This window comes from Nocardiopsis halophila DSM 44494 (assembly GCF_000341245.1).
GTDB classification, from domain to species: Bacteria; Actinomycetota; Actinomycetes; order Streptosporangiales; family Streptosporangiaceae; genus Nocardiopsis_A; species Nocardiopsis_A halophila.
This window is the reverse complement of the sequence record NZ_ANAD01000265.1, coordinates 1-10,755: the sequence shown is the minus strand read 5'-3', so window position 1 is coordinate 10,755 and position 10,755 is coordinate 1. Positions and strand designations below refer to the sequence as shown.

General features: G+C 73.5%; 17 protein-coding genes. 2 read left to right on the top strand and 15 right to left on the bottom strand.

Features of this window, described 5'->3' with window-relative positions; all coding sequences use genetic code 11:
• The first annotated feature begins 241 nt into the window (after nt 1-241).
• Nucleotides 242-796, top strand: a complete 555-nt coding sequence (locus tag D450_RS31550; RefSeq protein ID WP_017541978.1) for a hypothetical protein — start codon at nt 242-244, stop codon at nt 794-796.
• Between the two features lie 1,007 nt (nt 797-1,803).
• Here D450_RS31550 and D450_RS0128195 read toward each other — a convergent pair.
• The 15 genes from D450_RS0128195 to D450_RS0128125 form a co-directional block, all read right to left on the bottom strand.
• Nucleotides 1,804-2,838, bottom strand: a complete 1,035-nt coding sequence (locus D450_RS0128195; protein WP_017541975.1) for a tyrosine-type recombinase/integrase — start codon at nt 2,836-2,838, stop codon at nt 1,804-1,806.
• A gap of 148 nt (nt 2,839-2,986) precedes the next feature.
• Entirely contained in the window at nt 2,987-3,430 is a 444-nt protein-coding gene (locus D450_RS33560) for a hypothetical protein (protein ID WP_152520934.1), read from the bottom strand.
• A 277-nt stretch (nt 3,431-3,707) separates the two neighbouring features.
• Nucleotides 3,708-4,199, bottom strand: a complete 492-nt coding sequence (locus D450_RS0128185) for a hypothetical protein (protein ID WP_017541973.1) — start codon at nt 4,197-4,199, stop codon at nt 3,708-3,710.
• 90 nt (nt 4,200-4,289) lie between these two features.
• Nucleotides 4,290-4,730 (bottom strand): hypothetical protein, encoded by a 441-nt coding sequence (locus D450_RS0128180; RefSeq protein WP_017541972.1) that lies wholly within the window; start codon nt 4,728-4,730, stop codon nt 4,290-4,292.
• 57 nt (nt 4,731-4,787) lie between these two features.
• The gene (locus tag D450_RS0128175; protein ID WP_017541971.1) at nt 4,788-5,132 is read right to left on the bottom strand and encodes a hypothetical protein; all 345 of its coding nucleotides are present in this window, start codon (nt 5,130-5,132) and stop codon (nt 4,788-4,790) included.
• Nucleotides 5,129-5,905, bottom strand: a complete 777-nt coding sequence (locus D450_RS0128170) for a ParA family protein (RefSeq protein WP_017541970.1) — start codon at nt 5,903-5,905, stop codon at nt 5,129-5,131. The genes D450_RS0128175 and D450_RS0128170 overlap by 4 nt, the downstream gene beginning before the upstream one ends.
• 92 nt (nt 5,906-5,997) lie before the next feature.
• Nucleotides 5,998-6,366: a hypothetical protein gene (locus tag D450_RS31545; protein WP_017541969.1), complete on the bottom strand. Its 369-nt coding sequence runs from the start codon at nt 6,364-6,366 to the stop codon at nt 5,998-6,000.
• A 171-nt stretch (nt 6,367-6,537) separates the two neighbouring features.
• Nucleotides 6,538-6,783 carry a hypothetical protein gene (locus D450_RS0128160; RefSeq protein ID WP_017541968.1) on the bottom strand — a complete coding sequence of 82 codons (246 nt, stop codon included), beginning with the start codon at nt 6,781-6,783 and terminating at the stop codon, nt 6,538-6,540.
• 26 nt (nt 6,784-6,809) lie between these two features.
• A complete protein-coding gene (locus D450_RS33815) occupies nt 6,810-6,977 on the bottom strand; it encodes a hypothetical protein (RefSeq protein ID WP_017541967.1) in 168 nt (55 codons plus the stop codon).
• 83 nt (nt 6,978-7,060) lie between these two features.
• Nucleotides 7,061-7,885, bottom strand: coding sequence for a hypothetical protein (locus tag D450_RS0128150; protein ID WP_017541966.1), 825 nt, complete (start codon nt 7,883-7,885; stop codon nt 7,061-7,063).
• A 17-nt stretch (nt 7,886-7,902) separates the two neighbouring features.
• On the bottom strand, nt 7,903-8,085 hold the full coding sequence (locus D450_RS0128145; RefSeq protein WP_017541965.1) for a hypothetical protein: 183 nt from the start codon (nt 8,083-8,085) through the stop codon (nt 7,903-7,905).
• A gap of 85 nt (nt 8,086-8,170) precedes the next feature.
• Nucleotides 8,171-8,905, bottom strand: coding sequence for an NUDIX domain-containing protein (locus tag D450_RS0128140; protein ID WP_017541964.1), 735 nt, complete (start codon nt 8,903-8,905; stop codon nt 8,171-8,173).
• Between the two features lie 85 nt (nt 8,906-8,990).
• Nucleotides 8,991-9,179 carry a hypothetical protein gene (locus D450_RS0128135; RefSeq protein ID WP_017541963.1) on the bottom strand — a complete coding sequence of 63 codons (189 nt, stop codon included), beginning with the start codon at nt 9,177-9,179 and terminating at the stop codon, nt 8,991-8,993.
• Nucleotides 9,180-9,272: 93 nt separating this feature from the next.
• Nucleotides 9,273-9,839 carry a hypothetical protein gene (locus D450_RS31540; protein ID WP_017541962.1) on the bottom strand — a complete coding sequence of 189 codons (567 nt, stop codon included), beginning with the start codon at nt 9,837-9,839 and terminating at the stop codon, nt 9,273-9,275.
• Nucleotides 9,840-9,927: 88 nt separating this feature from the next.
• Complete coding sequence (locus D450_RS0128125; RefSeq protein WP_017541961.1) at nt 9,928-10,314, bottom strand: hypothetical protein; 387 nt, start codon at nt 10,312-10,314, stop codon at nt 9,928-9,930.
• A 98-nt stretch (nt 10,315-10,412) separates the two neighbouring features.
• Here D450_RS0128125 and D450_RS31535 point away from each other — a divergent pair, with 98 nt between their 5' ends.
• Nucleotides 10,413-10,646 (top strand): helix-turn-helix transcriptional regulator, encoded by a 234-nt coding sequence (locus tag D450_RS31535; protein ID WP_017541960.1) that lies wholly within the window; start codon nt 10,413-10,415, stop codon nt 10,644-10,646.
• The last annotated feature ends 109 nt before the right edge of the window (nt 10,647-10,755 follow it).

Here is a 10,755-nt window from a genome sequence, read left to right as displayed (position 1 = left end):
GCGGGCCGCCACCGCGCGGCCGACGCCCGGCCCCCGACAGGGGCCAGCCCCCGCAGTGCCTCCCCGCCGCCCGCTCCGGCCGGAGGCCATCGGGGGGTGGGTTGCCGACCCCGTTGGGGATGAGCAACCCACCCCCCTCGGGCGGGGCGCGCGCTGGCCGGGGTCGGCCGCCCCGGTCCCGGGGCCCGGGGCGACCGCGGCTGGGAAGATGCCCCCGCGGACGAAGCTGAGGGAGGAGAGCGTGTCAGAGCTCGAAGAGAAAGCCGCCGAGTACGCACGCCGACTGCGCACGCGCGCCGCGCAAGAGGCCGAGACCGAACGGACCGCAGCACAGGAGGAGGCCCGGAAGCGCGACCAGGCGAAGGAGTTCTTCGCCTTCGCCCGCCGCCACGGCGCTCCTGCCCTCCCCCGCTACTACGTGCGGGAGGAGGCCCACGAGGGCCGGCCGGAGCGCTATGAACGGATCGACGAGCTGTGCGTCGTGGCGCGCGCGTGGAACGACGCAGTCAAGAAGTTCGACGGCCGGACCTGGGCCGTCAGCGCCGACGGCGCGGTTCACCGCGAGGTCTCCGTCAGCGCCTGGCCGGGCCACACCCCCAGAGAACTCGGCATCGTCGACCGCTGGTTCTTCATCACGCGCTACAGCGACAGCGGGCCCAACTACATCAACACAGACTCCTTCTACGACGAGGCCCTCCCCGCGGCGGCCGCTGCGCTGCTGGAGCCTGCACCACTGGCCCAGGGCATGAGTACGGGACTGCAGGACAACGGCTGGATCGGCTACCGGCCCCTCTGAGCCGCCGCAGAACCTCCATCGCCCCCCTCGGCCCCCGCGATGAGGCTGCACGTCCCTCCTGCTCGGCGGCGCCGTGGCCGCCACCCGTCCCCCTCGTGACCAGCCCATACGCTGATGCCCATGGAGGACTGGGTGCCGTGGCCGCCGACACCGGGACAGCCCGGCCACCCCATGCGGGTCGCGGCGTGGGTGTGCCGCCTGCTCCCCGCCGAGCTTGTGCGTGCGGTGCCGGCCCTTGCGGAGTACCCCAGGGCCGCGGGCCGCACGGCCTGGTACTGCGCGCAGGCCACCCTGACCGCTCGCGGCCGTGACGACGGCGTCCCGATCAGCCTGTCGGCCGCGATCCCGCCGGGCGCCCTCGACGGGCTGCTGCCGGAAGAGGACGTCGTTCTCCTTCGCGGCCTCCAGCTCGACGTGGACACCACCACCCCCGCCGAGANCGGGCCGACCCTGCCCCGTCACGTCAGCGGCTGAGCCGCCGGAGCCCTCCACTGCGCTGACCTGCTGCGATGCCGAGCTACATCGCGCCATAGCCGCCCTAGCGATAGCGATATAGCAGTCGGATAGTCTTTCACCCAGCGAATTCGATGACGGATTCCGGAGCGAAACGCCGTCGAACATCGCACGACACAAGAACGGGCCCGCGCTCCCGCCTGGCAGCAGTCGCGCGGACCCGAACCCGAGGCCTCAGTCGGGCGGCTCAGCCGCCTAGCTGAGGCCTCCGTCGTGGAACCGGTCGATCAGGAAGCCGACGATGGCGCGCACCACGCCGGCCAGAACGGGGCCGACCCACCACGGGGGCGACCACCTTCCCCTCTCCCGAGCCATGCTCCACTCCTTCCCGGACGGGTTCCCCGCGGCCGCCGTGTGCGGCCGTCTCAGCCGTCCTAGGCGCGGCTGAGCCCCCGAGAAGGTCATTGGCACGTTACCCGAGTCAGGCGGGACCGCCTTCCACGGCGGGCACTAGATCTTGTGGTCAACTTACGAGCGGAGCGGGCTGGCGTCCGTTAAAGGTCGAGTTTGCGGAGCATGTTGTGCTCCCACCCCTTCGCGGGGCGGATGTAGGCGTTGATCGCGGTGGAGGACTCGGCCCAGCGGCCCTGGGCGGCGATCTCGGAGCGGTCCACTCCCCGCCGCGCGGCCGCGGTGGCCGGGCCCGAGCGCAGGCTGTGCGCGCTGACCCCCTCCAGGCCCGCGTCGGCGGCCATCGCCTTGACCACCCGGTTGATGCCGTCCCCGCTCATCCGCCCCGACCCGCGGATCAGGGTCTCGGGGGTGCCGGCGGGGCGGCCGTGCCGGTCGACGCCGCGCAGCAGCGGCCCGGAGGTGATCCCGGCGGCGGCCAGCGCGTCGGTGTAGGCGCGGGCGGTGCGCACCGCGCAGGTGAGGCGGTGGGTGCCGTAGGTGACCTGCACCAGAGCCCCGCGGCTGTCGCGGTCGGTCTTGGAGGTGGCGATGAAGACCTCCAGGCCGTCCTCGGTGAAGGACAGGTCGGCGACGTCCAGGCCCGCGAGCTCGGAGCGGCGGGCCAGCATGGCGTAGCCGAGCAGGACCAGGGCGCGGTCGCGCAGGTGCGCGAGGGTGTTCTCGGGGCGGGTGGCCAGCATGGCGCGCAGGTCGGCGGTGGTGATGGCGCGCGCCCGCTTCCTGCGGCCCCCGGCCTGGGCCCATTCGCGGCGGTGGCCCTTGATGACCATGCGGGCGGCCTTGGCGTTGGTCGCGAGGTCGGCGGCCCGGTGGCGGCCCTGGATCGAGCCCAGGACCCGCTCGATGCTGGCCGGGGACAGGTCCGTGGTGCGGGTCAGGTGGGTGACGAAGCTGGCCAGGGTCGCGCCGGTGGCCGGCATCGGGGTGCGCCCGTGCTCGGCGCACCAGGCGGTGAACTTCTTCCAGTCCTCGTCGTAGGCGCGGTGGGTGGCCTCGGACCACCCCTTCTGGACCGCCTCGGCCGCCTCCGCGGTCAGCGCGTCGTCGTCCACGGCCGCCGCCTCGGGCAGGGCCGCGTCGAGGGGCAGGGGGAGCAGGGCGTCGTCGTCGGCCATCGGCAAGGGGCCTTTCCAACGGGGCGGATGTCCGGTTCTACCTCGCGGGAATGCATATTATCGCGAAGAAGCCCGCCGGTGAGGGCGGCACGCGACGGAGGGGCCTGTGCCAGAGCGCACAGGCCCCTCCCAAGGGCACGAGGTCCGGTCAGCAGATGTAGATGCTTTCGGGGGACTCCCGATAGGCGAGCTTCTTGCCCGACCCGTCGTAGTAGTTGGCGTAGGACCAGACCCCGCCATAGAAGGAGCAGGAGACATCGATGAAGCGCGCGCCTGAGGCGTCGTCCACGTTCCAGCACTTCGAGTGGAGCGGCCCTCCCGGGACCACCCCGTTGCCGGAGTAGTTCGCCGACAGGCACACCTTGCGCACCTTGGGCGCGAATGACCAGGCGACGGGGAAGCGGATGTTGCCGGTGGCTATTCGTGTAGGGGCAGACGCCCAGTACTTGGGTGCGGCGGCGGTACTGCTACTGCCCTCGTTGGCCGGAGCAGGGGTCCCGGCCGCAGCCGCAGGCGATGATGCGAGCGTGCAGGCGACGGCCAGGCCGGCGATGGTCGCGGCGGTGCGGGCGAGGGTGATCTTCCTGAGCATGAGCTTGGGGGATCCTCACGATCGGTGTGTTGGCCTTCTCAGCCCGCCGACCACGCTAGGTGTACCGCTGCACCGATCCCAGGAAACGGCGGGTGAACGAAGGCGCCCTGACCGCATGCGGTCGATCATGCCGCCAACGCCACGGGGCACGCCGCGTGCTCACCGTTCGCCTGCACCTACTCGTGCGGGTTGCGGAAACGCTGGCTTATCGAAACCCAGAAGGGCGCGGAGGGCGGCGCGTGCTTAGCGCGCCGCCCGGTCGACTCAAGTCCCGGGGTCAGCGGATGCGCTTGCCCAGCTCCCGGCTCAGCACCTCCAGCGCCTCTGCAGCCCGGGCACGGTCGTCTCCGGCGGACTTGACCCAGCGCATCACATCGTCGGCGTGATCCAGCAGCTTCCTGAGAGGGTCGTCCGCCGCGCCGTGGAGATCGAGGTGGATGTCCTCCACGATCTCGCGGTAGAGCGCGCTCGCCTGCTCCAGGCGGAAGGCCAGGGTGCTGGTGTGGTGGAAGACACCGTCCTCGCCCGGCCGCAGCACGCCCTGGCGGGCCAGCGCCTCCAGCTCCTTAGCGATGAAGTCGTACAGCTCCGGCCCGCCGTGGCCGTCGCGCATCGCCTCCCAGAGCTCCCGGTTTTCGACGTAGGGACGCCCTTGGTTGTGAGAGGCGCATACCTCCCTGTACAACCGCATCCGCTGCTGGTCCTCAGGGGTGGTGGCGAAGTTCCCCTCGATCTCGATCCGGCCATTGGGGTGACGGGTGATCTGCATGGTGGTCCTCCAGAGGGGGTGTGCCGGGCCATGCTCGCACCCTGCGCGGCCCCCGTACCCGGGTCACACGTGGCTGTCCGGAGGCGGTCACTACTCCGGGCGCGCGGCCTCCGCGACGCGCACCAGCGCTCGCCGGGCCCGCTCCTCGGCGTCGCCTCCCGCCTCGGCTCGGCGGATCCGCCCGGCCCACCGGTCGACCCACAGCGCCAGCGGGAACCGCTCCACCGCCGCGTCAGCCTCCTCGTCCAGGTCGGCCGAGCCGAGGTCGGCGACCAGGTCCTCCCAGACGTCCTCGCCGGAGGCGGGCACGCCCTCCTCGGAAAGGGCCCGGTGGTAGGCGCCACGCAGGCGCACCGCCCGGTCGAGGGACTCCTCCGCCTCGTCGGCGGCGTCGCGCACCGCGGAGACCAGGGCGCGCACCCGCTCCTGCTCGGTGTCGGCGCCGGGGGCCTCGTACTGGAGGCGCCGCAGGGTCTCCAGCAGCGCGGACCGTGCGGCCGCCGCCGCGCCTTCTTCCGCCGGGTCGGTCATTCCCACCTCTCTCACCAGCAGTGATACGCCTCGCACCCGTGCGACGTCGCACGTCTCTCACGCGTGATACGTGTGCGAGATCTTGTCGGCCACCTCGTCGGCGCGCTCCGCGGCGGCCCGCAGCAGGAGCGAGGCGACCTCGTGCTTGGGGCGGCGGGTGGCGTGGTGGACATCGTCGACAGCGGCCTGGAACGCCTCGGCCGCGTCGCGCTCGACGTACCAGCTCCGGCGGGTCTTCTCCGGCTCCTCCTTCTGCGGGGCGCTCGGCGCGGACGGTGCCGGGGCGGCCGCCGGCGTCTGGGCGGCGGCGTGCTCCTGGGCGCGCAGGGCGGTCACGCGGTTCCAGTCCTCGGTGAGCCCGTCCATGTTCGGCTGGGCGGGCGCCTTCTTCTTCCCGCTCATCGCACCGCCTTGGCCAGGTCGCGGAACCAGGTCGCCGCCTCGCTCTCGGGGGCGTACTCGGTGACCGGTACGCCGCTCCTCCACGCCTCCCGGATGTCCTTGCGCTTGGGGATCTCACCGATGACCGGCGGGGTGCCCAGGTCCCGGAAGGCGTCCAGCGTCGAGGTGACGACGCGGCCGTCGCGCAGGTCGAAGCGGGTCGGGACCAGGCCGAGGATGTCGATCTCGGTGCCCATGACGTGCTGCAGGGATCCGACCTGGCGTAGCAGCAGCCGAAGGGCGCGGATGCTGGAGTCCTCGGCCTCGACCGGGATGATGAGCCCGCCGCGGTGGCCCTCGCGTCGGCGGGCGGCCATGAGGGCGGCGTCGGTCGAAGCGCCTAGGGACGGCGGGCAGTCGATCAGGCAGACGTCGTAGTCGTCCTCCAGGGGCTCCAGGAGGCGGGCCAGGCGGTGCTCGCGGCCGGAGCTCATGTACAGGCCCCGGTCCAACAAGAACGAGTCGAGGTTGGTGGGGATGACGCCGATGTTGGGGCGGTACTCGGCGACAAGGTCGCGCACGTCGCCGGTCCACTCGCCCAGCATCGCCATCTTCAGCGTTGCCTCGTCCGGGGACTCGGGCATCTTCAGGGCCTCGGCGGTCAGGTGGCCCTGCGGGTCGAGGTCGACCAGGAGGACGCGCTCCCCCTTTTCGGCGAGCGCTCCGCCCAGCCCGGCGGTGTCGGCGGTCTTGCCGACACCGCCCTTCTGGTTGATCACGGCGTAGATGTCCATGCGGGGATCGTAGACCTCGCACGCCTCGCACCCGTATCACCCGTGCGACGTCGCACTTGTGCGAGACGTATCACCCCAGGTAGGCGAAGTGGTCAGCGCGGGTCGGCGCGGCGCCACGGTCCCGGCAGCGGGCCGCCGTCCTTGATCCACCGGTCCAGGTCGTCCAGGGCCCGGTCGGAGGCCTCCAGGGCGCCCCGCAGCTCGCGCCACGTCCTGGGGCGGGCCTTCAGGCTCTCGGAGAGCAGGTCGTACAACATGTCGGCGTGGGCCTGGGTGTCACGCCAGGTGTGGCCGCGCGCGTCCTGGTGCGGCCCGTCGTGGCCGTAGGCCAGCAGGCACGGGAGCGGTCGGCGCTCCTCCTGGCCGGGGCGGGGCAGCCCGCACCGGTCGTCGGGCGGCACAGCGGGCGCGCCGCTCTCGGGGTCGGGGCGGGGGATCTGGTCGGGGACGCCGGCGGCCACCGCGCTCGCCTCCTGCCTGCTCGGGAGTAGGGATGGCCGGGACGCTACGCAGCCGAGGGTGGCGGCCGCTATGGACTTGCGCCGACTTGCACGCGGATCCGCGGCGCTCTCACGTGGGGTGATACGTCTCGCACGGGTGCGACGTCGCACCTGTCGCACCCGTGATACGCCCTATTCGGCCAGGGCGGCGGGGGCGTCCCGCTCGCCGTCCAGGTGGTCGCACCAGGCCTCGACGGCCTGGCGGGCGTCGGTGGTGGGGGCGGGGCGCCCAGCCAGGGTGCGTCCGGTGACCGACCAGTCCAGGACGGGCAGGTCGGCGGCGGCGGCCTCTTCCTCCAGCGTGGTCAGGGCGCGGGCGGCCTGGAGGCGCCAGCGGTGCTTGTCGCGCGGGGCGACCTGCTCTCGGGTGAAGTCCATGGCTCTCTCCTTGGGGCGGGGGCGGGTCAGCGCAGGATCCACGGCACGCGCGGCACGAGCGCGCTCACGCGGGCGTTGAGCCGCAGGTAGGTGTCGGTCTCGTGGGTGATCCCGGCTGCGATCTCGTGCTCCTGGTTGGCGTGCAGGTCGCGCAGCGCGGCGCGGTAGGCGCGGACGGCGTTCCAGTCGACCATTGGGGCTCCTCTCAGCGTGGGCGGACCGGCTGGTCCCTCCCGCCCCCGGGCGCGGGTACCGGGGGCGAGGGACACCGGCCGGATCAGGTTGCGGCGGTGCCCAGGTGGGCGCAGCCCCCGGCTTCCAGGTCCTCGCGGGCGGCGGCGGTCACCACGTGCCCGCCGCCGGAGCCGGAGAGGTGGCCGATCCAGGCGGCGTCCAGGCCGGGGTGGCGGCGCTGGCCCCGGCGGTGCAGCCAGGTGCGGTGCCCCAGCGCGGCCAGCTCGCCGGGGGTGTACCAGCGCCACCCCGGAGCGGGGGCGCCGGCGGCGGTGGCGTGGAAGAGGTACCAGTCGTGCTGGTGGTGCATGTATCCGGGCGGTGCGGGCATCCAGCGCGGGCCGTCGCAGGCGTCGGTCGCGGCCCGCTGGGCGAAGCGGGGCCGGAGGGTGATCTCCAGGCCGCTCTGCTCTGCGGTCGCCGTGACCAGGCGCCCTAGGTCGGTGGAGGGGTCGGCGTGGCGGGCCTCGGGGGCGCGCACGTCCCACCGGGCGTCGGTGGCCAGGATCCGCCCGGCCGGATCGCAGACCACCAGGCCGATGGAGGACCCGCAGGTGGTGTGGCGGACCGGGGCGGTTCCGAAGACCACCGCCCGTCCGGGGCGGTGCCGGGCGAGCTGGCGGTTGTAGGCGTTGAGGATGTCGGCGGCCTGGGCGAGCGCTGCGGGCCGGTCCATGCGGCCGGTGCGCTCGGGGCCCATCAGGCCGTAGGCCTCGGTGCGGGTGGCCAGCACGCGGCGGGGGGTTTCGAGCAGGCGGCCCTGCCGGAGGCGGACCCGGCCGGCGTCGGCGAGGAGCGTGGCCTCCTGCGGGGCGGACAGCAGATGGTCCAGGTGGTCGGGGGTCAGGGGCAGCGCGGTCGCGGGCATGGGGCCTCCTCAGAATTTCAGAAGTGAAGTCCGCCGGTGATCTCTCCGGCGATGACGGTGACCCCGTCGCTGTGCTCGATGCGGGTCCCGGTCCGGCGCTCTGCCTCTGCCGCGCTGACCTCCTCGCCGTCGACGGTGATACGGCCGCTCTTGTCGATCTCCACCGTGGTGCTGCCGCCGCGGCCGGTGCCGATCTTCATCTGCTCTCTCCCTCTGGCTGGTGGTGGACCGTCCGGTCCCCCCGCCGCCCCGGCGTGGTGCCGGGGCGGCAGAGGCAGCGGCCGGTCAGGCGGGGGCGTGGTCCTGGGCGAGCGCGGCGGCCAGCAGCGGCCGGTGCGCCTCGTACAGCCCGCCCAGCGGCGCGGTCTCCTTGGCCACCTGGTCCAGGTCGTCGGCCGCGACCCAGCGGGCGTCGGCCGCGTCGTCGGCGGCGGTGGCGGGCACCGTCTCGTCCAGCTTGTAGAGGGCCACGGTGCTGGTGATCCAGGCGTGGTCGGTGTTGCGCCAGTCGTCCACGTAGACCCGGTCCAGGACCTGCGGGCGCATCCGCGTCAGGTCGACGCCGGTCTCCTCGTGCAGCTCGCGGACCAGGGCGGCCGGGGCGGTCTCGCCGGGGTCGACCATCCCGCCCGGGATCGCCCACACGCCGATGTCGCCGCGCTGGATGAGCAGCACCCGCCGGTCGGGCCCGGTCCCGGCGATGACGATGGGGTCGGCGGCCTGGTTCTCTCCCCACTTGCTGAGGTTCCGGCCGCACCTGCCGGTGCGGCCGGTCGGGTTGAGCGGCCACCCGGCGGCGACCCGGTAGGGCACGAGTGCGTCGGCCCGACGGGCCTGCCAGTCGATGCGGGTCGGGTCCGGGGCGGTGTCGGCGATCCAGGCCTCGGGGTCGGCCAGGGCGTCGGGGCGCAGCTCGGGCGGGGTGATGTCGACGGGGGCGTAGCCGGGGTGGGGGGTGTGCCAGTCGCGCAGGCGCTCGGGGACAGGGGGGCCGGGGTGGTCGACGGGCGCGTACACCATCGGGGCTCCTTCGTGGGCTGGTGGTGGACCGTCCGGTCCCCCGCCCCGCCCCCGGCGAGGGGGTGGGGCAGAGGCGCCGGGCGGGTCAGCGGCGGCGGACGTGCAGCGTGACCCCGTCGTTGATGACCCCGGCCTGGATCCCGACCACCGAACCGGGGCCGGTGGTCGAGTTGGTGGTGGAGGTGACCCGGCCGTTCTCGTCGTAGGTGACCGTGGTGGTCGTCGTGGACCCGTCGGAGTGGGTGGTGGTGCTGGTCTCGGTGCGCTCGCTCATGGCGTCCCTTCCTGGGGTTCGGTGTGCGGTGGACCGGCCCGGTCCCCCCGCCGCCCCTGGCGCGGTGCCGGGGCGGCAGAGGCAGCGGCCGGGTCAGGAGGCGGCGGCCAGGGCCTGCTCTTCGGCCTGCTGCTCCTGGGCGCGCTGCTCGGCGCGGCGGGCGCGCCGGGAGGCGGCGTGGCAGAGGGCCAGCACGGCGGCCGAGGCGGCGGCGATCACCGCGGCGAGCGGGGCGGGGGAGGCCGCGACCAGGGCGGCGGGGATGATCCAGGCGATGTGCCAGGCCTGGTCCATGTGCGGCGCCCCGCCGTGGTCGTAGAAGCCGGCCTTGGCAGTCCAGGGCTCGGTGGCCAGGACCAGGCCGCGCAGCGTGGCGCGGCGGTCGGCCCAGTAGTGGGACGCGGCGTTGACGCCCAGGCCCAGGGCGGCGGCCAGCGGGTCGAGCCCGGTGCCGGTGGCCACGGCGACCAGGGCCAGGACTACGAGCTGGGCGAGCGTCAGCGAGGCGACGTGCCCCGCGCAGGCCCTGCGGCCCTCGTGGGTGCAGGCGCCCTTGGTGAGGGCCTGGTGGTCGCTCTGGGCCCAGTAGTCGCCGATGTGGTGTCCGGCGAACAGCGCGGTGGCGGTGAGGAGGACGGCGGTGGGGTCGGCGTGCATCATGGCGGCATCCCTTCTGTTGCTGTGAGGCTCGGGAGGGTCAGGGGGGCCGCCCGGCCCGGCCAGGCAATGGGGCGGCCCCCTGCTCGTCTCAGAAGAAGCGGCGGGCCGCCTGGAGCTTGCTGTCGGCCTCGTCGGGGGAGATCCGGTACTCCTCGGTGAGCACCCGCCGGGCCTCGGTCTCGCTCATCCGGCGACCGCTGGCGGTGACCTGGAACCGGTCGGCATTGAGGTCCACGCGGATCCGGCCGGCGGCCTGGGCGGTGTCGCGGACCCGGGCGATGGCCATGGCCGCCGAGGCCTCGGCGGGCGTGGCGCCGCGAAGGGCGTGCAGGTGGAGGCTGGCCTCGGACTCGTTCATCGCTCCGGCCGTGCCCTCCAGGTGCCAGGGGTGGCCGCCGGAGTCCGGCGTGTAGGTGAGCTCCTCGGCCAGGTCCTGGGCGGTGGAGCGGTCGGAGGGGGCGGTTCGGAGGCTCATGGGGTTCTCTCCAATCACGTTGTCCTGTTGATATGGACAACGTTAGGCGGGCTCGATCCAGCTTGTCAATGTGAACAGGACAACGTATCTTCTGGGGCATGATCGAGGGCTACATGAGCAGCCAGGACGTCGCCGACGCCCTGGGAATCAAGCGGACGAGCGTGCACAAGTACGTCACGCGCGGCGACCTGCCCGAGCCGGACGACCGCATCGGCCGCTCCCCGGTGTGGAAGCGGGAGACGGTCGAGAGCTGGGTCGCCGCGCGGCGCGGCCACGGCTGGCGCAAGGGCAGGACCGGCTCCCACCGCGACGGCGGCCAGGACGCCGGCTGACCGCGCACCCCACGAGCGCCGAGGGGCCCACAGGCGAACCTGCGGGCCCCTCGGCGCCTCCCGGGCCCTCAGTTCAGGGCGTTGGCGAACACCGAGACGGACTCGGCCG

Coding starts and splice junctions, on each gene's coding strand:
- D450_RS0128195 (WP_017541975.1), bottom strand. CDS start 2,838: ATGGCCGACGACGACGCCCTGCTCCCCCTGCCCCTCGACGCGGCCCTG.
- D450_RS33560 (WP_152520934.1), bottom strand. CDS start 3,430: ATGCTCAGGAAGATCACCCTCGCCCGCACCGCCGCGACCATCGCCGGC.
- D450_RS0128185 (WP_017541973.1), bottom strand. CDS start 4,199: ATGCAGATCACCCGTCACCCCAATGGCCGGATCGAGATCGAGGGGAAC.
- D450_RS0128180 (WP_017541972.1), bottom strand. CDS start 4,730: ATGACCGACCCGGCGGAAGAAGGCGCGGCGGCGGCCGCACGGTCCGCG.
- D450_RS0128175 (WP_017541971.1), bottom strand. CDS start 5,132: ATGAGCGGGAAGAAGAAGGCGCCCGCCCAGCCGAACATGGACGGGCTC.
- D450_RS0128170 (WP_017541970.1), bottom strand. CDS start 5,905: ATGGACATCTACGCCGTGATCAACCAGAAGGGCGGTGTCGGCAAGACC.
- D450_RS0128160 (WP_017541968.1), bottom strand. CDS start 6,783: ATGGACTTCACCCGAGAGCAGGTCGCCCCGCGCGACAAGCACCGCTGG.
- D450_RS33815 (WP_017541967.1), bottom strand. CDS start 6,977: ATGGTCGACTGGAACGCCGTCCGCGCCTACCGCGCCGCGCTGCGCGAC.
- D450_RS0128150 (WP_017541966.1), bottom strand. CDS start 7,885: ATGCCCGCGACCGCGCTGCCCCTGACCCCCGACCACCTGGACCATCTG.
- D450_RS0128145 (WP_017541965.1), bottom strand. CDS start 8,085: ATGAAGATCGGCACCGGCCGCGGCGGCAGCACCACGGTGGAGATCGAC.
- D450_RS0128140 (WP_017541964.1), bottom strand. CDS start 8,905: ATGGTGTACGCGCCCGTCGACCACCCCGGCCCCCCTGTCCCCGAGCGC.
- D450_RS0128135 (WP_017541963.1), bottom strand. CDS start 9,179: ATGAGCGAGCGCACCGAGACCAGCACCACCACCCACTCCGACGGGTCC.
- D450_RS31540 (WP_017541962.1), bottom strand. CDS start 9,839: ATGATGCACGCCGACCCCACCGCCGTCCTCCTCACCGCCACCGCGCTG.
- D450_RS0128125 (WP_017541961.1), bottom strand. CDS start 10,314: ATGAGCCTCCGAACCGCCCCCTCCGACCGCTCCACCGCCCAGGACCTG.
- D450_RS31535 (WP_017541960.1), top strand. CDS start 10,413: ATGATCGAGGGCTACATGAGCAGCCAGGACGTCGCCGACGCCCTGGGA.